This window comes from Streptomyces sp. NPDC059452, from assembly GCF_042750035.1.
In the GTDB taxonomy this organism is placed as follows: Bacteria; Actinomycetota; Actinomycetes; order Streptomycetales; family Streptomycetaceae; genus Streptomyces.
In genome coordinates this window covers 197,477-213,533 of record NZ_JBHYVE010000002.1, presented here as the reverse complement: position 1 = coordinate 213,533, position 16,057 = coordinate 197,477, and the positions used below count along the sequence as shown (strand labels likewise).

The window sequence follows — 16,057 nt, the reverse complement described above, 5'->3', positions numbered from 1 at the left end:
CAGCCGGATCGAGCGGTGTCCGGTCCGAGTCAGGCGCCGTAGCGTCGGTGGCGGGCGGCGTAGTCGCGCAGTGCCCGCAGGAAGTCGACCTTGCGGAAGGCCGGCCAGAAGACCTCGCAGAAGTAGTACTCCGAGTGGGCGCTCTGCCAGAGCATGAAGCCCGACAGGCGCTGCTCCCCGCTGGTACGGATCACGAGGTCGGGGTCGGGCTGCCCCCGGGTGTAGAGGTGCTCGGAGATCAGGTCGGTGGAGACGATCTCGGCCAGCTCCTCGAAGCTGGTGCCCTTCTCCGAGTGCTCCAGGAGGAGCGAGCGCACCGCGTCCGCGATCTCCTGGCGGCCGCCGTAGCCGACGGCGACATTGACGATTATCCCGTCGACGTGGGAGGTCGACTGCTCGGCCTCCTTGAGCACCGTCTGTGTCTCGGCGGGCAGCAGGTCGAGCGTGCCCACGTGGTGGACGCGCCACCGGCCGTCGGCGGCAAGGTTGCGGACGGTGTTCTCGATGATGCCGAGGAGCGGTTTCAGCTCGTGCTCGGGCCGGTCGAAGTTGTCCGTGGACAGCATCCAGAGGGTGACGACCTCGACATCCGTCTCGCTGCACCAGCCGAGCATCTCGGAGATCTTGTCCGCGCCCGCCTGGTGGCCCTGCACGGCCGAGCCGCCGGACGCCTTCGCCCACCGGCGGTTGCCGTCGAGGATGACCCCGATGTGCTTCGGCACCTGGTCGTGGTCCAGGCGGCCTTCCACCCGGCGCGCGTAGAGCCTGTACACCAGGTCGCGGAAGTTCACTGAGTTCACCCTCTCGGTTCCGTACGGGCCCGGGGCCCGTCCTCCCCGTCGCCGGGGGTCCGGGGTCCACCCCCGCGAGGGGAGCGCCGCACAGTGCGCACGGCCCGGTCCGGTCCATCCGCACAGGTCCGCGCGAGTCCGCGCAGGTCCAGGCGGGCATGAGCCGCGCCGCACATCGGCATTCCCCGAAGCCGCCACATTACTGCGATCGGGTCACGGGCACCCAACCCGGTCTGTCACAACTCCGTGATAAGGAGGGAAAGTGACTGATTACCTCTCCCCCGACCTCTCCTACCGTGCCGCCGACACGCGCTACGACTCCATGGAGTACCGCCGCACCGGACGCAGCGGCCTCAAGCTGCCCGCCCTCTCCCTGGGCCTGTGGCACAACTTCGGGGACGACCGGACGCTCGACTCCCAGCGGGCGATCCTGCGCCGCGCCTTCGATCTCGGGGTGACGCATTTCGACCTGGCCAACAACTACGGACCGCCGCCCGGATCGGCCGAGCTCAACTTCGGCAAACTCTTCGCGCAGGACTTCGCCCCATACCGGGACGAGCTGGTCATTTCCACCAAGGCCGGATATCTGATGCACTCCGGGCCCTACGGGGAGTGGGGCTCCCGTAAATACCTGCTGTCCTCGCTCGACGCATCCCTCAAGCGGATGGGCGTGGAGTACGTCGACATCTTCTACTCACACCGCTTCGACCCGCACACCCCGCTGGAGGAGACGATGGGCGCGCTGGCGTCCGCCGTGCGGCAGGGCAAGGCGCTGTACGCGGGCGTCTCCTCGTACAACGCGGAGCAGACCGCCGAGGCGGCCGGGCTGCTGCGGGAGATGGGCGTCCCCGCCCTGATCCACCAGCCGTCCTACTCCATGATCAACCGCTGGATCGAGGACGACGGCCTGCTCGACACCCTGGAGGCGGCCGGAATGGGCTGCATCTCCTTCGTACCGCTGGCCCAGGGCCTGCTCACCGGCAAGTACCTCCAGGGCATCCCGGAGGGCTCGCGCGCCACCCAGGGCAAGTCGCTGGACCCGGGGCTGCTCTCGGAGGAGGTCCTGCGTCGGCTGCGCGGCCTGGACGACATCGCGCGGGGCCGGGGCCAGTCGCTCGCCCAGCTGGCCATCGCGTGGGTGCTGCGGGACAGCCGTATGACGTCGGCGCTGATCGGCGCGTCGAGCGTGCGGCAGCTGGAGGAGAACGTGGCGGCACTGGCGGGGCCGCCGCTGACCGCCGGGGAGCTGGAGGAGATCGACACCTTCGCGGTGGACACCGAGGGGACGAACATCTGGGCCGGTCGCGGCTGACGGCCGCTCAGGAGGGCTTGCACAAAAAACGGGCCGGTCCGTGGGGGGGGGGATACGGACCGGCCCGAGGGGGGGTTTCCACCATAACCCTTCGTAAGTGATGTCGCGTGCCACGCCACTCCACCATCACTCTCCGAGTTCACCGGACTTCACGGAGAGCGGGTCCGACCATGGCCGACGCCCTGCGCACCGCGCTTCCGCGACCGGATTCGGCCCCGGGATCGAGGGGGTGGGGCACGGCGCCGCCTTGACGCCGCCGGGCGCGGCCGGGCACCGCCGCGCGGCGTAGAGGACAGTCCCTGTCCTCTACGGCTTCTAGATTCAAGACATGACGACCCGAGCCCGATCCCGATCCCGTGCGACTGCGACTGCGACTGCGACTGCGACCGTAACCGTGACCTGGCCCGAGGCGAACGCCCGGCGACTGGCCCGACAGCACCTGCACGGCCTTGCCTCCTCCGCCCCCTCCCCCGCCGAAGCGGTCGGCGCGATGCTCGGTGCGCATGCCCAGGTGCTGTCGGCGGCCGAGCTCTCGGTGGGGCTGCGCGGCGAGGGGCTGACGCGCACGGACGTGCGTACGGCGCTGTGGACCGACCGGACCCTGGTGAAGACGTTCGGGCCGCGCGGCACGGTCCATCTGCTGCCGGCGGCGGACCTGCCGCTGTGGACCGGCGCGCTCCGCACCGTACCGACGGGCCCGAATCCGTTCCCCAAGGACGCCCGGATGACCCCCGAGCAGGTGGAGGAGGTCGTGGCGGCGATCGGGGAGGCGCTGACGGGGGCGGAGCTCACGATCGACGAGCTCTCCGACGCGATCGTCGCCCGGACCGGGCCGTGGGCCGGGGACCTGGTGATGCCCGGGTTCCAGACGATGTGGCCGCGCTGGCGGCAGGTCCTGCACCTGGCGGGGCACCGGGGCGTCCTGGCCTACGCCCCGAACCGGGGCCGGAAGGCGGCGTACACCAACCCCGGGTACACCCCCCTGCCCGGCCCGGAGGCGACGGCGGCCCTGCTGGAGCGGTACCTGTACGCGTACGGCCCCGCCACCCCGGCCCATTTCGCCCAGTGGCTGGCGGCCCCGAAGCGGTGGGCGGCCGAGCTGTTCGCCTCGCTGGCGGACTCCGGCGCGATCGAGGAGGTGGCTTTCGAGGATGCCGGGCCCGCCTGGGTGGTGGCGGGCGACACGGACTTCCCGGCCGATCCCGTACGGGGAGTGCGCCTGCTCCCCTACTTCGACGCGTTCGCCATCGCCTCGCACCCCCGCGAGCGGCTCTTCCCCGGCCGGGCGTTCGAGCGGGCGCTCGGGGGCGGGCAGGCGGGGAACTACCCGATGCTGCTGGTGGACGGCACGGTGGCGGGCGTATGGCACCAGCGCCGCTCGGGGAAGCGGATCGCGGTGACGGTGGAGCCGCTGGAACCGCTGTCGGCGGCGCGGCTGCGGGCGCTGGAGGCGGAGGTGGAGCGGGTGGCGGCGATCATGGAGGGGTCGGCGGAGCTGACGGTGGGGCCGGTGTCGGTGGGACCGCACGCGTAGGGGTGGGGTTTGCGGTGGAGGGTCTCAGTGGTGGGGGCTCCGTGGGGGCTCCCGACGCGGCTCTGGTGCGGGCTCTCAGCGGGGGCTCCAGGTGCGGGCTCTCGACGCGGGCTGCCGTCGGAGACTCCCGGTTGCGGGGTCTCAGTGGGGATGGAAGCGGACCGCCATCGTGTCCCCCGCCGCCACCACGAAGTCCCCCTCCGCGCACCGGATCACGGCCTCGTGGACCTCGCCGTTGCCGTCCCGGCGCTCCAGCGTGCCGACGACCGTCCAGGCTCCCCCGTACGGCACCGGCGGCAGCTGGGTCAGCGGGGCGTGCTGCCACTGGTTCGCCGGTACGCACCAGTCGGGCAGCAGCGGCCAGGTGCCGGGGGTCACCCGCAGCGTCCAGTCGGAGGTACAGGTCAGCAGGACGGACTGGCCGTCGGCGAGCACGAACTCGACGGCCTCCGGTTCGCCCGCGCGCCCCTCGGGCCGGTAGAAGACCCCGCGGACGGCGGTGATCCGGGAACCCGTGAGCCAGTCGGAGTTGCCGTGCCGCGCGCGGCCGGCCGGCGCGTCGTACTCTTCCCGCTCCACCGTCATGACCGCTCCCCGTCTCCCTCGCCGTTTCCCTCGCTGTGTGTGCCCCTGCCGAGTAGGACGGTGGCTCCCGCGATCGCGTTGCCTGTGGGGCAAGGCTGAACTGGCGTCCGGGATAAGCGGGTTGACGCGAATCCCGGATACGTCACCGGGGCTTGCGGGCCTCGATCAGGAATCGCGTGGTGTGGGCGAGGAAGGGACCCTCCTCCTCGATCTGCCGGTGGAGAGAGGCCAGTTGGGGCCGGTACCGCTCCACGGTGAAGCCGGGCACCATCCAGATCACCTTGCGGAGGAAGTAGACGACCGCGCCGATGTCGAAGAACTCCGTACGCAGCCGCTCCAGACGCAGGTCGACGACCTCCAGCCCGGCGGCCCCGGCATCGGCGCGCGCGTCCTCGGGGTCCCGGCCACGCCGCACCTCGGGCGGCTGCGGGCCGAGGAAGTACTCGACGAGTTCGAAGACGCTGGCCGGTCCGACCTGCTGCGAGAAGTACGTACCGCCGGGGGCGAGGACCCGGGCGATCTCCTCCCACCAGGTGGTCACCGGATGCCTGCTGACCACCAGGTCGAAGGCCGCGTCCCCGAAGGGCAGCGGCGGCTCGTCCTCGTCCGCGACGACGACCGCCCCGAGGGGATGCAGGAGCGCGGTGGCGCGGGCGATGTTCGGCGGCCAGGACTCGGTGGCCACGGTCACCGGCGGGAGGACCGGCGCGGCGGCCAGCACCTCGCCGCCCCCGGTCTGGATGTCGAGCGCGGCACGGGCACCGCCGAGCCGGTCGGCCATGGCCCGGGCGTACCCCCAGGAGGGGCGCTGCTCGGTGGCCCGCCCGTCCAGCCAGGAGAAGTCCCAGCCGTCCACGGAGACGGCGTCCGCCTCGGCGACGAGCGCCTCGAACCGGTCGCGGGAGGCGGGGGACGCGAAGGGAGGAAGGGACTGTTCGGACATACGGGAATCGTGTCAGGCCGAGGGCGGGTCGCGCGACCGGATTCCGGGGCGGTCGGGTTCCGAAGGCGTACAGGCTGGTTCCGGAGGCGTACGGGCCGGGTTACGGGGGCATACGGGCTGGGTTACGGATCAGGCTGCCAGGGCCCCGAGGAGCACCCCGGTCAGCGCCCCCGCGATCATGAACGGGCCGAACGGGATGCCCGTCTTGCGCCCCGCCCGGCGGAGGACGACGAGCCCGAGCCCGTACACCGCGCCGAACAGGAACCCCGCGAACCCGCCCAGGAGCAGCACCGCCCAGCCGTACCAGCCGAGGGCGACGCCCAGGGTGAGGGCCAGCTTCACATCGCCGAAGCCCATGCCGTTCGGGTTGATGAGGAAGAGCAGGAGGTAGAAGCCGCCGAGCGCCGCCCCGCCGAGCAGCCCGGAGGTCCAGGATCCGGCGTGGCCGGGGAGCAGGGCCGCCCCGCCCAGCAGAAGGACGGCCCCGGCGGCCAGGGGCAGGGTGAGCGGGTCGGGCAGCCGGTGGACGCGGCGGTCGACGGTGGCGAGGAGGACGGCGACAGGCGCCAGCAGCAGCCACCCGGCCAGCTCGGGCCGGGCCCCCGTGGCGGCGGCGAGCGCGAGGCAGGCGAGGGCGGTGACCAGGGGCGCGAGGGCCCGGGGCGCGTACGGGACACCGCCACCGCCGGGGGGCGTGGCGGGGGTGCCGTCTTCGCCGCCGTACGGTACGGGGGCCGGCACCCGGGGCCCGCAGGCGGCGCAGCGGGCGGGGCCGAACCAGCCGCCGAACGGGCCGGTGAGCACGTGCCCGGCCGGGCAGGCGGTACGCCAGGGTTCCTCCGGCTCGACCGCGAACCGGTACGCGGCACGTGGGACCAGCAGTCCGGTGGCCCCACCCCAGACAGCGGCGACGGCGAGCAGCGCGATGTCCACGGGACGACCCTAATCGGCCTCACGCACAAGGGGCTTGGGCCCTGGGACCCACTCCGGACCGTTCAGGCCCTGCGGGCGGCCACCGGGGGCTACGGTCGGGGGCCATGAAGAGACCCGCGAGAAGGCCCGTACGGAAACCCGTGAGGAAGTGGCGTGACGGCGAGGGGACGCTCACGGTCGGAGCGAAGACCGAGAGCGGGGGCTCGGGTGGCCGGGGTCCAGGCGCCCCGGATCCAGGCGCCCCGGGCTCGTCGGGTGGCCAGGAGGTGCCGCTGCGGATCGCGGCCTCGTACCGGGCGCGTACCCGGGGGCTGCTCGGGCAGGACGGGATCGACGGGGCGCTGCTGCTCACACCGGCCGCGAGTGTGCACACCTTCCGCATGCGGTTCGCCATCGATGTGGCCTACCTGGACCGGCAGTTCACCGTACTGGCAGTCCGCACGATGAAGCCCGGCCGCCTGGGCCTGCCCCGGCCGCGGGCCCGTCATGTGGTGGAGGCGGAGGCGGGGGCGATGGAGCGGTGGGGGGTGCGGCCGGGCGTCCGGGTGGAGCTGCGGGCGCTGGGTACGTCCTGGGGAAAGCCCGCGCCCGGCACCCCGTAGGGCCTGCGGAGAGCCTACGGCGGGCCCGCGCCGAGCAGGGTCCAGGCTCCGTAGGCCGCCGACGCACAGGCGAGCACGGCGAGGACCGCCGCCGCGCCCGCCGTCCGCAACCGCACCAGCGCGAGGGCGGGCGGCAGGAGCAGCGGGAACGCGGGCATCATCAGGCGCGGCCGGGAGCCGAAGTACCCGGCGCCGATCAGCGAGATGACGACGATGGCGATGCCGTAGACGAGGAGGGGCAGCGGCTGCCGCTGCCGTACGCAGAGCACCACCAGCCACCCCAGCAGCCCGAGCGCCGCGCAGAGCCCGAGGGCGGCGGGCAGCGGGAGCCCGGCGATGAAGGCGGCGAGCGCGCGGCCGCCGTCGATGTTGTTGCCCCACTGCGCCTGGACGTCGAAGTACGCGACCGGGCTGCCTTCGCGCACGGCGACGAACACCACGTACGCCAGCCAGCCCAGCGGGGCGAGCGCCACTCCCGCGAGCATCCGGGCGTTGCGGCCGAGGACCGGCCCGATCCCGTGTCCGGCTCGGCACTCCCGTACGAGGGTGACGGCGGCGGTGATCGCCAGGGCCGCGATGAGGGCGGCGGCGGAGGGCCGGGTGAGCCCTGCCAGGACGCAGAGGGCGCCCGCCACGAGCCAGCGGGCCTTGAGGACGGCGTACAGCGCCCAGGCGGCCAGTGCGGTGAACAGCGTCTCCGTGTACGCCATCGACTGGACGAACGCCGTCGGGTACACGCCCCAGAGCGCGGCCAGCACCACCCCCGTACGCCGTCCGTGCAGATGCGCCCCCACGGCGAAGATGCCCCACGCGGCGAGCAGCCCGGCCGTCCAGGCGACGAGGAGGCCGGCGCCGCCGAGGGTGAGCGGGGTCACCTCGGAGAGGCCGCGCTCCAGGGCGGGGAGGAGGGGGAAGAAGGCCAGGTCGGAGTGGAGGGCGCCGTCGGGGAGGGTGACGGTGTAGCCGTACCCGTTCTCGGCGATGCGCTGGTACCAGACGGAGTCCCAGCGCCCGTTGAGCCGGGTCAGGGGGTCCTTGCCCGAGCTGTGGGCGACGAGCCGGAGAACCAGGAGCCCCAGGGCCCGGACGGCGGCGTAGACCGCGAGCGCGGGCGCGGCGGCCCGGAGTGCGGCGGCCGCGCGGGGCCCGGGGCCACGGGGGTGCGGGGCCGGGGCGCCGGGTCTCCGGGCGCGGAGCTGTGGGTCGGACATACGGCCGATTATGTCCTCCGGCCCGGCGGGCCCAAGCACACACAGACGACTCACATGCTGAGCACAGCGCTCCCGAACACCCTCCACGGCGAGATCGCGACCGAGTCCGTCACCGCCAGCTGTGGATGCCGGGCCGCGGTCTCCTCCCGGACGGCGACGGCGTCCGGCCAGGCGTCGAGGTGCGCGCCGCCGTCGATGACGACACCGTCCCAGTCGGTGGCGGCCGTCGCCCCGCTCCGGTCGACGACGAAACCGATACAGAGCACGGACGCCCTCCCGACGGTCCGCCGGATCGCACCCACCGCCCGCTCCCGCTCCTCCCCCGACAGCTCGCCCACGGAGAACTCGACGGCGACGACGCCGCTACGGGCTCTCCGTATGCGCACCAGGAAGTCGGAACATTGGCCCACCCATAACCGGAAGCCGACCTCCTGAAGCCTTTGCAGACCGGCAAGGGAGAGAAGCTGCTCGCGCGTGACGGGCGAACGAGCCCCGGAGGAGGGGAAGTCGAGGCTGACGAGCACGGTATGCCCGGTCACGGGGTGCGTTGGGCGAAGCCCTTCCGCCTCCAGGTCCCCCAGCAGGGTGGCGGCATCCAGCCCGGTCCAGCCCAGGTGGTACGAGTAGAAGAATCCGGCACTCATCGACGCCCCACCCCATCACAGCATGAACCCAGCAATTCGCGTGCGCAAACAAGAGAGTAGGGGCCACAACCTTCCCGAACAAGCGCTCACCGAGATCGATTTGCACACGGACACATGATGGACAGAGAGAAGACAGCCGAGACGGAGGCGGAGTCAGAGGGGGGAGCTCGAACGGCACGGTGTCGTGGTCGGCGACCACCGGCACATCCGAGCCTACCGAGCGACCCCGGGCACGGCGTGGGCCCACGGACCCACGGACGGCCCAAAGAGCGGAGCCGACACCCCCTCCCCGTCAAAGCGGCGCGCCGGGATGCCCGGCCGAATCCACACCAACAGGACTACATCTCAACGGACTTGGGCCCACATTTAGGGCCGGGGACCCGGGCCGGACAGGACACCCCCTCCGTACGCTCACGATCAACAGGCGAGACACGCCCGGTTCGGGGAGAGGGGGCACCGTGAGCGGTGACGGAGGAGGCCAAGGCCGGAGCGCGAACCACCACATACCGCCGCCGGACCACCGAGGCACGGAGGACTACGGCACCGGAAACCCCAACACCAGGGGCTCCAACACCGGGAACCCCGGCACCGGGAGCTCCGACACCAGGGACTTCGACACCGGGAGCTCCAACATCTGGGGCTCCGTCGAACCGCACGGCAGAAAGCCGGGCGGCGGTGGCGCTGAACGGGACGGCCACCTCTCCGCGTTGACCCGCAGTTGGGTGACGGGCGCGCTGGTCTATCTGGCCGCCGGATTCCTGATGAGCCGGTTACTGCTCGAACTCCTCGGCAGCCAGGCCCGGTTGGAGACGTTCGGCGGCCGGCTCTCGCTCCTGCACATCCCCGCGCTCGCGGTCACGCTGCTCACCGTCCTGGCCGCCGCCCGCACGCTCCCCGACGAGTACCGGAAGTCCCGCACCCTCTACCTGCTCGCCGTGCTGACCGTACCGCTGGCCGGTCTGGCGTACGGCTTCGCGGTCCCGTCGGAGGCGGTGGGGATCGAGGCCGTCCTCATGCCGGTGGTGTCGCTGGCCACGGGCGCGACGTCCGGGGTGGCCGTCGACCGGCTCCTGGAGGAGCGCGCCACACGGCCCCCGCCGCCACCGACGTACTCGTACAACTGGCGTGACAGGGGCGCCACCTCGACGGTCTACCCAGGCCTCGTGGTCCTCGTACTCCTCGTGGTCCTCATCGCCCTGACGCTGATCGGCGCGCTGGCGATGGCAGGGCGAGCTGTATCGTGACGCTGTCCCTGCGCCCACGTCCCTGCGCCCGCCCCGACCGGAGGTCATCGCGGTGTTCCCCGCACGGGTACTCGTCGGTATCTCGTCCACTCTGGCGATCCTCGCCCTCTCCGGCTGTTCCATCCTCTGGCACTGCTCCGACACGACGGCGGAGCGCGGTGAGGCCGGAGTCAGGGTGCAGGTCGAGGACACGTCCGGGCAGTCTCTCGGTGTCACCGCCGAGGTCGTCGGCTGGCGTCTGGAGCCCCACCCGCAGGTACCCTCCGAAGGTGACAAGGTCCGCTTCCACTACCGCTTCGACGGCGCCACCGGTAGATCCGGCCCCGCGCTGGAGGCCTGCGCGGTCGACAAGGAGCGCGTGGCGTTGGTCCGAGGCGTGGGCCACGCCGGACGGTGCCGTCACGGGCGACACCTGGATGACCGTCGAGCACCCCGAGCAGGTGGCCGAAGTGCTGTTGATCCCGAACGACCAGTCGTACGACCGACGAACCTGCGAGCAGGACATGAAGGACGGCGGTGGGACGCATCCTCCGGAACCAGTCGGCCTGGGCGACCAGTTGTAAGAGGGTCAAAGCGGTTGAACGCGGGACACGCCCCTGACCAGGCGTATCGCTCCACCCGAACTGCTTGGACCGGCGGGCTCGTTGGCCCGGTAGGGTCCGGGGCATGAGTGCCGCGACGGATGAGCAGCACGGGGCGGGGCGCGAACCAGCGCGTGGCCGGCACGGCGACCAAGGCAACCACGGCAGCCACCCCGGCCACCCCGCCCGCCCGGCCTCGTCGGCGTTCGGTACGACGGCGGCACGTTCACGTTGAGCGAGGGGAAAGCCCATGGATAGCACGGAGATAGACGCCAGCAGCCCGCACTCGGCGCGGGTGTGGAACTTCTGGCTCGGCGGGAAGGACCACTACCCGGTCGATGAGGCGCTGGGCCGCCAGGTGGCCGAGACGTATCCGGCCGCCCAGGAACTGGCTCTGGCTTCACGGGCGTTCCAGAAGCGGGCGGTGGCCCACCTCGCCCGTACGGGGATCGACCAGTTCCTCGACCTGGGGACCGGGCTGCCGGTCCACGACTCGACCCACGAGGTCGCGCAGTCGGTGAACCCCGAGGCCCGGATCGTGTACGTCGACAACGACCCCCTGGTCCTCGCCCACGCGCGGGCGCTGCTGCGGGGTGTGCGGGAGAGCCAGACCGCGTACGTGGACGAGGACCTGCGCAACGCCCGCGAGGTTCTCACCAAGGCGGTGTCGACGGGGGCACTGGACCCGGGACGCCCGGTCGCGGTGATGATCCTCTCCACCCTGGGCCACCTGGAGGCGAAGGCCGGGGCCGAGCTGATGGCGGAGTACCTGAAGCCGCTGGTGGCGGGCAGCGCGCTGGTGGTCTGCGACACGGTGAAGACCCCGGAGACGCTGGCCGCGCAGGAGGCGTACGCCTCGGGCGACACACCCCCGTACTGGGTCCGCGAACCGGAGGAGATCCTGGCCGTGGCGGAGGGCCTCGAAGTCCTGGAGCCGGGACTGGTCCCGGTATCCCACTGGCGCCCGGAGGGCCCGACACCCCGCCCGGTGGACCAGTGGGGACTGGTGGCCCTCAAGCGATAGAGGGCGCGGGCGACTGCCCGGTCGTCCCGTACGGAGGTGCCAACGAGGGCCCGGCACCCGCCGCGATGCGATCGCGGGTGCCGGGCCCTCTGCCGTGCGCGGAGGGGCAGCGGGAACGGTCAGGAACCCTCGCCGCGGGAAGGAGACCTCCACGCGGCGGTTCTTCTTCCGGCCCTCTTCGCTGTTCCCCGCCCTCGTCACCTTCACGACCACCGACAGAGAGACAAGCTGAGGCATGCTGCAGAATCACTTCGCATCATTGAAGGTAGATTTCGCCTGTCTCAGCAGCTCCTGCACCCGCTCCCCGTCCTGCCGCACCCTCAACTGTGCCGTACGGGCTCGCAGCATTCCTTCCAGCCGCGGCCACCCATACCTCTTCGCATCAACATCAAGACCATCGCTCACTGACACCGGAGCACGGGTCCCATACAGAGACCCCATCACATATCCGGCCTCCTGGGCTGTTCCAAGTGCTCTGTCAGGCGCAGCAGCCGGCGTCCGTGTAAGGTCTTCGCGAGTGAGTGAATTAATGAAATCCGCAACCTGAGCCGCCTGCGAGTCGTAGACGATGTCGAACGCCTCACGATCCTTCGCTACAGACTCAATGAATCCCAGCATCTGCCTGTATGACACGTTGACATCGTTAGGCTCAGTCGAGAACTCCGCAACCGAGTAGTCGACATTTTTGCCAAGAATATCGTTGAGGTCTCTGGGGTAATGCGTCAGCGCACGCCCCAGATTGCGGCGAATCTCGCCAGGCATGGCAACCCCATCGGCCCCCGCGTACGCAGAGACAACCCTCTCCAGTGCTCTCACCTGTTCAGGACGATGACGTACGCCAGGCGATACGGGTTGCCCCGGGGCCCGGCCTGTAATCTCCCGCTCCAAGGCGGCACCGCACTCGTCCAGCGACCGGGAAGCGCCCTGTTCGGGTGACTGCACAAGGCTCCAGCAGTGGTCACTCCCTTGAGATGAGCCGTCCCCTCTCAGCGCGATCACAACGCCACCCGCAATGAGAGCAACGGCCGTAGCTGTCGCCACAACGATAAGCGGGAAGCGTCGACGCACCTCGGCAGGGTGCCTTCCAGGCCGAACCATCAACCTCGCTCTCCCGTCGCCCCGTCAACTCCGTTGAGGCCATCACCATAGGAACTCCGGGCCTCCTTATGCACTTGGGACATACGGCTCCCCTTTTCCAAAATCTCGCCCGATGTCACCCCGACAGATTTCGCTTGCTCATTCAGCATATTTTGCAAGCGCGGATAGCCATCTTTCTGGTACTTATCGATCAGATCCTCTCTCGTGCTGTTTTCAACAACGCCATTCAGCGCCTCCGCCTCTTTTCCGGTTCCAAGATCGATCATGCGCTGCAGCGTGTCACCGAAGAACGGCAGACCTGTCACCGGCGCACCGTACACATGATACTTGTATGCCTTCGCCCAGTTATTATCCGAAATCTGGGCATCTCGCTGATCAATCAGAACATCAGCACGTACCTGATCAAGAGCTCCGATGACATATCCAGCCTCTTGCACGGTCCCTTTTGCCTTATCTGGCGAACCACCTTCGGGGTTTCGCGAAAGATCACCATGGCTGAGTTCTTCAATCTCCCGGGCCGCAAAAGCCATTTGCGAGCCATGAACGGTCTTAAACGCCCCTCCATCTTCGGACACCTCTCGAATAAATCGCACCATGGCACCGCTGTCTACGTCCACGCCATTGGGGTGTGTCGAGAATCCAGGTCCACTGAAGTCCACATTTTTACTAAGAATCTGATACACGTCACCAGGGTAGTAGGCAATTACGTTTCCAAAATTTTCACGCATATTCTCTGGAACAGCGGAACCCTGGCCGGACTTTCCTGCCTCCGAATAATGATTCACCATCCCTTCGAAAATCCTAATCTGCGCATCGGAGTGATTTATATAGTCTCTTGTCACATCTGTTGTGCCCGGTACATAACCTGTTGCCGCTGCTTCAAGCGCCTTGCCGAAGCCGACACGGCTGTCCGTGTCCTCAGAAACGGGGACTTGGAACGAAACGTCATCCTTAAAGCTCCGCGTCTGATCGCCGATGATTTCCCAGTCCCGCCCGGTCTGCAGGTACGCCAGGCGATCCTTGCCAGGTTGCGTGACGGCTCCGGCACCGGACTCTGCTTCATTGTCGAACTGGTATGCCTTGGAGTCAAAGTAGGCAGTGGCAGTGTCGGGATCATTACTCATAATGCCGAGCAGACCGTCAAGTGGGTCGTTTGCAAACCAGCCACCACCTTTGCCCTGGTGCCCACTGTCGTATTTGACACCTAGGTCCCAGATATTGGAGTCCCCCTTCTGGCCAGGATCTTCAGCGCGACGGATATCGTCTGCCAGATCGTGCAGAAAATACCCGCTATAATCTCCGCCTGTCTGCATCAAGGTAACTAGGCTCTGGTATCCACGGGCCTTGTCGTCGGACCGCGCAAGCGGCGTCAATTCGTCGACTACCTTGGTGTCGTACTCCCTGGCACCAACCTTCCGCAGGCCATCAAGCCAGTTGTTGTAGAAATCCGCATCCTTGGTCGACCTCCAATTCTGGACAGCCTCAGCATAGCCTTTCGTCCCCAGCGCAAGCGGCTTCTCTTTCGAACCAGCAGGGAGCGGATTCCCACCCTTTCCGAAGTCAGGCACCCTGGTCGCCGTAGCCAGAACATCGGACAAACCACCTTGAATTCTCAGATATGCAGCCTTGTCTTTCTTGTCATCGAAGTACGCCAGGTCATTAAGTTTGTTGGTGAACTGGATCGTTTGGTCAGCCCCCCAACTGTTGAGCAGCGTTTGACTGTAGAACTTGTTGCCAGAGTTGTCGCGCAGTGACCTCTCCGCATCCTTGAGATCCTGAGCAGTCGCCGTTCCTGAGTTGATCCGGCTAGCAATCTCCATCATCTGATCGAGTTCGTATTTTTCGATGTCACCCTCGGCGTTCGCGTTAAATCCGTTCGTGGTCCCGTCGAGCAAGTCGGTGTCGACAACAACGGCGTTAAGTGCGATCCTCACACCGTCGTCAGCGTCTGCGACTGCTTTGACCGCTCGATCAATTACCTGCGCCCATTTGTTCGCCTCGACCCGGCCGGACTCCTGGTAGCTCGGATCGTGATGGTAAGCAATTCGGTTACTCGGGCTCAGCCTCTCGGTATCGAAAAAAACCGCGCCTTGGTCCGAGACCTTCATGCCCGCCTCGATGGCGTCAGCCCGGGCAGCCTGGACTTTACCTCGAAGATTCACGAACTGGGTATACGCATCGCGCAACAGTGAGCCGATAGCCTTCGCTTCCTTCTGGGCTGCTTGGATTTCCCTGAGTGTCACGTCGAAGCGTTCCTTGGCTGCTCTCGCACTGAGGCCCGCCCATGAGCCGACCACGGTGACTCCGTGGATATCCCGCTTGTACTGATCTTCAAGCTTCTTGAACTCACCTGCCATTGCCTCCCACTTACCGGCAGCGGCAGTAAGCTTCGACAAGTCAGTTTGCATCACTTCATAATAAGTCGGCACAGCTTCCCCCAAAGAAACAGTCAAAGAGCGTCAATATTGGACTTCGGTCGCAAACTTGCGCCGATACCAAAATCTGTCCTCCGCAGATCAATTGCTGTGTTCAATAGCCCGTTCTGCTCAAACACCAGACGATCGATCAGGGCCTTGACCTGCTTCTCCCACGTCGCATGTGCCTTTTTCAGGGCAGCAGCGGTGTCCCAGCCGTCGCCGTCCCTGGCACCAAACTCCTTCACCGCTGTTGCTGTGCTGTCTTCAGCGTCATTACCATGATCCTTCACTCCAGGCACCAAATAATCCCGGAGTTCGTGGCCCGCTGCTCTCTTGCGAGCAGGGCTTGACTCCAGGTCCGGTGTAGCGCCCGCTCCACCAACAGGGGCAAGCTGGTTCAGCTGCACAGACGCGGTCTCGCGCTCACGCGCTCCGGCCTTGATCTCCTGCCACTCTTGGTCCCAAGTCATCCTCATGCCTTCCCGTTGTAGTTGCGGTCTGTGCTGTGTGGCCTCCTGGCTTCGAAGCTCAGAAGGCGCGGCGACTTTCCGCCTTGCGATACCGGTCGCAGCAACGTGGCGGAGGCGGGTACTCGGTGGCGGCAGTTGCGGACTGCTCCCGTGGGGACGCCCCCGAGTCAGCCTCGGAGCACTCCGGGGACGGAGGCTTCGCGGTCTCGTAAGTGAAACCGAAGATCCGGTACTTTCCCTGAATAACCAGGCCTTTTGGCTCTTCGGGAGAAAGCGGGCACAACTCCATCCTCCAAAACACGTCATCTCGCCTGCCTCCGTCGGGTTGCAGTCGGCGAAACCCGTCTGCATACGCATAAGCCGACCATCTCCCATCCTATGAGACGCCTCCTCAGAGCTATCGAGCTCGAACAGCGGTCGCAACCAATCTTCTTGAAGGTCTTCATCCTGTCGACCTTGATGACCAAGGCCATCTACGGTTTCACCCTGTACAACCCGCCGGACATCGTCCTTGTGCCCTGCAGCCTTGCCTCACCTGCTGCAACAGATCGGAGGACTTGGCCGCGGAGAAGGGCGGGGGGATGCTCCGCGACCGAGTCGACCGCGTGTGCGGCGGACGCCCCGCTCGCCGGGCAGATGGCCCTGGGGGCCGCCGCGTCGTTCCCTGC

At 68.2% G+C, this 16,057-nt stretch carries 16 protein-coding genes; 7 read left to right on the top strand and 9 right to left on the bottom strand.

What is annotated here, in order from left to right; all coding sequences use genetic code 11:
* Nucleotides 1–29 precede the first annotated feature (29 nt).
* Complete coding sequence (locus ACFW9Z_RS03950) at nucleotides 30–791, bottom strand: isoprenyl transferase (protein ID WP_384634603.1); 762 nt, start codon at nucleotides 789–791, stop codon at nucleotides 30–32.
* A gap of 262 nt (nucleotides 792–1,053) precedes the next feature.
* On the opposite strand from ACFW9Z_RS03950, the gene mgrA reads away from it, so the two are divergent.
* Entirely contained in the window at nucleotides 1,054–2,103 is a 1,050-nt protein-coding gene (gene mgrA, locus ACFW9Z_RS03945) for an L-glyceraldehyde 3-phosphate reductase (RefSeq protein ID WP_384633936.1), read from the top strand.
* 328 nt (nucleotides 2,104–2,431) lie between these two features.
* The gene (locus ACFW9Z_RS03940) at nucleotides 2,432–3,637 is read left to right on the top strand and encodes a winged helix DNA-binding domain-containing protein (RefSeq protein WP_384633934.1); all 1,206 of its coding nucleotides are present in this window, start codon (nucleotides 2,432–2,434) and stop codon (nucleotides 3,635–3,637) included.
* Between the two features lie 141 nt (nucleotides 3,638–3,778).
* Here ACFW9Z_RS03940 and ACFW9Z_RS03935 read toward each other — a convergent pair whose 3' ends face one another.
* The 3 genes from ACFW9Z_RS03935 to ACFW9Z_RS03925 all read right to left on the bottom strand — a co-directional run bounded on the left by ACFW9Z_RS03935 (nucleotide 3,779) and on the right by ACFW9Z_RS03925 (nucleotide 6,098).
* Nucleotides 3,779–4,222: a hypothetical protein gene (locus tag ACFW9Z_RS03935; RefSeq protein ID WP_384633931.1), complete on the bottom strand. Its 444-nt coding sequence runs from the start codon at nucleotides 4,220–4,222 to the stop codon at nucleotides 3,779–3,781.
* A gap of 142 nt (nucleotides 4,223–4,364) precedes the next feature.
* Nucleotides 4,365–5,165 carry a class I SAM-dependent methyltransferase gene (locus ACFW9Z_RS03930; RefSeq protein ID WP_384633928.1) on the bottom strand — a complete coding sequence of 267 codons (801 nt, stop codon included), beginning with the start codon at nucleotides 5,163–5,165 and terminating at the stop codon, nucleotides 4,365–4,367.
* Between the two features lie 129 nt (nucleotides 5,166–5,294).
* Entirely contained in the window at nucleotides 5,295–6,098 is an 804-nt protein-coding gene (locus ACFW9Z_RS03925; protein ID WP_384633925.1) for a prepilin peptidase, read from the bottom strand.
* 140 nt (nucleotides 6,099–6,238) lie between these two features.
* On the opposite strand from ACFW9Z_RS03925, the gene ACFW9Z_RS03920 reads away from it, so the two are divergent.
* Entirely contained in the window at nucleotides 6,239–6,700 is a 462-nt protein-coding gene (locus ACFW9Z_RS03920; protein WP_384633922.1) for a DUF192 domain-containing protein, read from the top strand.
* 14 nt (nucleotides 6,701–6,714) lie between these two features.
* Here ACFW9Z_RS03920 and ACFW9Z_RS03915 read toward each other — a convergent pair whose 3' ends face one another.
* Complete coding sequence (locus ACFW9Z_RS03915) at nucleotides 6,715–7,911, bottom strand: hypothetical protein (protein WP_384633919.1); 1,197 nt, start codon at nucleotides 7,909–7,911, stop codon at nucleotides 6,715–6,717.
* Nucleotides 7,912–7,961: 50 nt separating this feature from the next.
* The gene (locus ACFW9Z_RS03910) at nucleotides 7,962–8,555 is read right to left on the bottom strand and encodes a hypothetical protein (RefSeq protein ID WP_384633916.1); all 594 of its coding nucleotides are present in this window, start codon (nucleotides 8,553–8,555) and stop codon (nucleotides 7,962–7,964) included.
* Nucleotides 8,556–9,013: 458 nt separating this feature from the next.
* Here ACFW9Z_RS03910 and ACFW9Z_RS03905 point away from each other — a divergent pair, with 458 nt between their 5' ends.
* The 4 genes from ACFW9Z_RS03905 to ACFW9Z_RS03890 all read left to right on the top strand — a co-directional run bounded on the left by ACFW9Z_RS03905 (nucleotide 9,014) and on the right by ACFW9Z_RS03890 (nucleotide 11,404).
* The gene (locus tag ACFW9Z_RS03905) at nucleotides 9,014–9,799 is read left to right on the top strand and encodes a hypothetical protein (protein WP_384633914.1); all 786 of its coding nucleotides are present in this window, start codon (nucleotides 9,014–9,016) and stop codon (nucleotides 9,797–9,799) included.
* 416 nt (nucleotides 9,800–10,215) lie between these two features.
* On the top strand, nucleotides 10,216–10,362 hold the full coding sequence (locus ACFW9Z_RS03900) for a hypothetical protein (protein ID WP_384633911.1): 147 nt from the start codon (nucleotides 10,216–10,218) through the stop codon (nucleotides 10,360–10,362).
* Between the two features lie 103 nt (nucleotides 10,363–10,465).
* A complete protein-coding gene (locus tag ACFW9Z_RS03895; RefSeq protein ID WP_384633909.1) occupies nucleotides 10,466–10,615 on the top strand; it encodes a hypothetical protein in 150 nt (49 codons plus the stop codon).
* A gap of 15 nt (nucleotides 10,616–10,630) precedes the next feature.
* A complete protein-coding gene (locus tag ACFW9Z_RS03890) occupies nucleotides 10,631–11,404 on the top strand; it encodes an SAM-dependent methyltransferase (RefSeq protein ID WP_384633906.1) in 774 nt (257 codons plus the stop codon).
* 246 nt (nucleotides 11,405–11,650) lie between these two features.
* Here ACFW9Z_RS03890 and ACFW9Z_RS03885 read toward each other — a convergent pair whose 3' ends face one another.
* From ACFW9Z_RS03885 to ACFW9Z_RS03875, 3 genes are all read right to left on the bottom strand, one after another.
* Nucleotides 11,651–12,220 carry a hypothetical protein gene (locus tag ACFW9Z_RS03885; RefSeq protein WP_384633903.1) on the bottom strand — a complete coding sequence of 190 codons (570 nt, stop codon included), beginning with the start codon at nucleotides 12,218–12,220 and terminating at the stop codon, nucleotides 11,651–11,653.
* 281 nt (nucleotides 12,221–12,501) lie between these two features.
* A complete protein-coding gene (locus ACFW9Z_RS03880) occupies nucleotides 12,502–14,931 on the bottom strand; it encodes a hypothetical protein (protein ID WP_384633901.1) in 2,430 nt (809 codons plus the stop codon).
* A 20-nt stretch (nucleotides 14,932–14,951) separates the two neighbouring features.
* A complete protein-coding gene (locus tag ACFW9Z_RS03875) occupies nucleotides 14,952–15,389 on the bottom strand; it encodes a hypothetical protein (protein WP_384633898.1) in 438 nt (145 codons plus the stop codon).
* Nucleotides 15,390–16,057: the final 668 nt, after the last annotated feature.

What these genes read in the sequence shown, in the direction of transcription:
- ACFW9Z_RS03910 (WP_384633916.1), bottom strand. Translation starts at nt 8,555, where the DNA reads ATGAGTGCCGGATTCTTCTACTCGTACCACCTGGGCTGGACCGGGCTG.
- ACFW9Z_RS03915 (WP_384633919.1), bottom strand. Translation starts at nt 7,911, where the DNA reads ATGTCCGACCCACAGCTCCGCGCCCGGAGACCCGGCGCCCCGGCCCCG.
- ACFW9Z_RS03890 (WP_384633906.1), top strand. Translation starts at nt 10,631, where the DNA reads ATGGATAGCACGGAGATAGACGCCAGCAGCCCGCACTCGGCGCGGGTG.
- ACFW9Z_RS03940 (WP_384633934.1), top strand. Translation starts at nt 2,432, where the DNA reads ATGACGACCCGAGCCCGATCCCGATCCCGTGCGACTGCGACTGCGACT.
- ACFW9Z_RS03875 (WP_384633898.1), bottom strand. Translation starts at nt 15,389, where the DNA reads ATGACTTGGGACCAAGAGTGGCAGGAGATCAAGGCCGGAGCGCGTGAG.
- ACFW9Z_RS03935 (WP_384633931.1), bottom strand. Translation starts at nt 4,222, where the DNA reads ATGACGGTGGAGCGGGAAGAGTACGACGCGCCGGCCGGCCGCGCGCGG.
- ACFW9Z_RS03930 (WP_384633928.1), bottom strand. Translation starts at nt 5,165, where the DNA reads ATGTCCGAACAGTCCCTTCCTCCCTTCGCGTCCCCCGCCTCCCGCGAC.
- ACFW9Z_RS03900 (WP_384633911.1), top strand. Translation starts at nt 10,216, where the DNA reads ATGACCGTCGAGCACCCCGAGCAGGTGGCCGAAGTGCTGTTGATCCCG.
- ACFW9Z_RS03895 (WP_384633909.1), top strand. Translation starts at nt 10,466, where the DNA reads ATGAGTGCCGCGACGGATGAGCAGCACGGGGCGGGGCGCGAACCAGCG.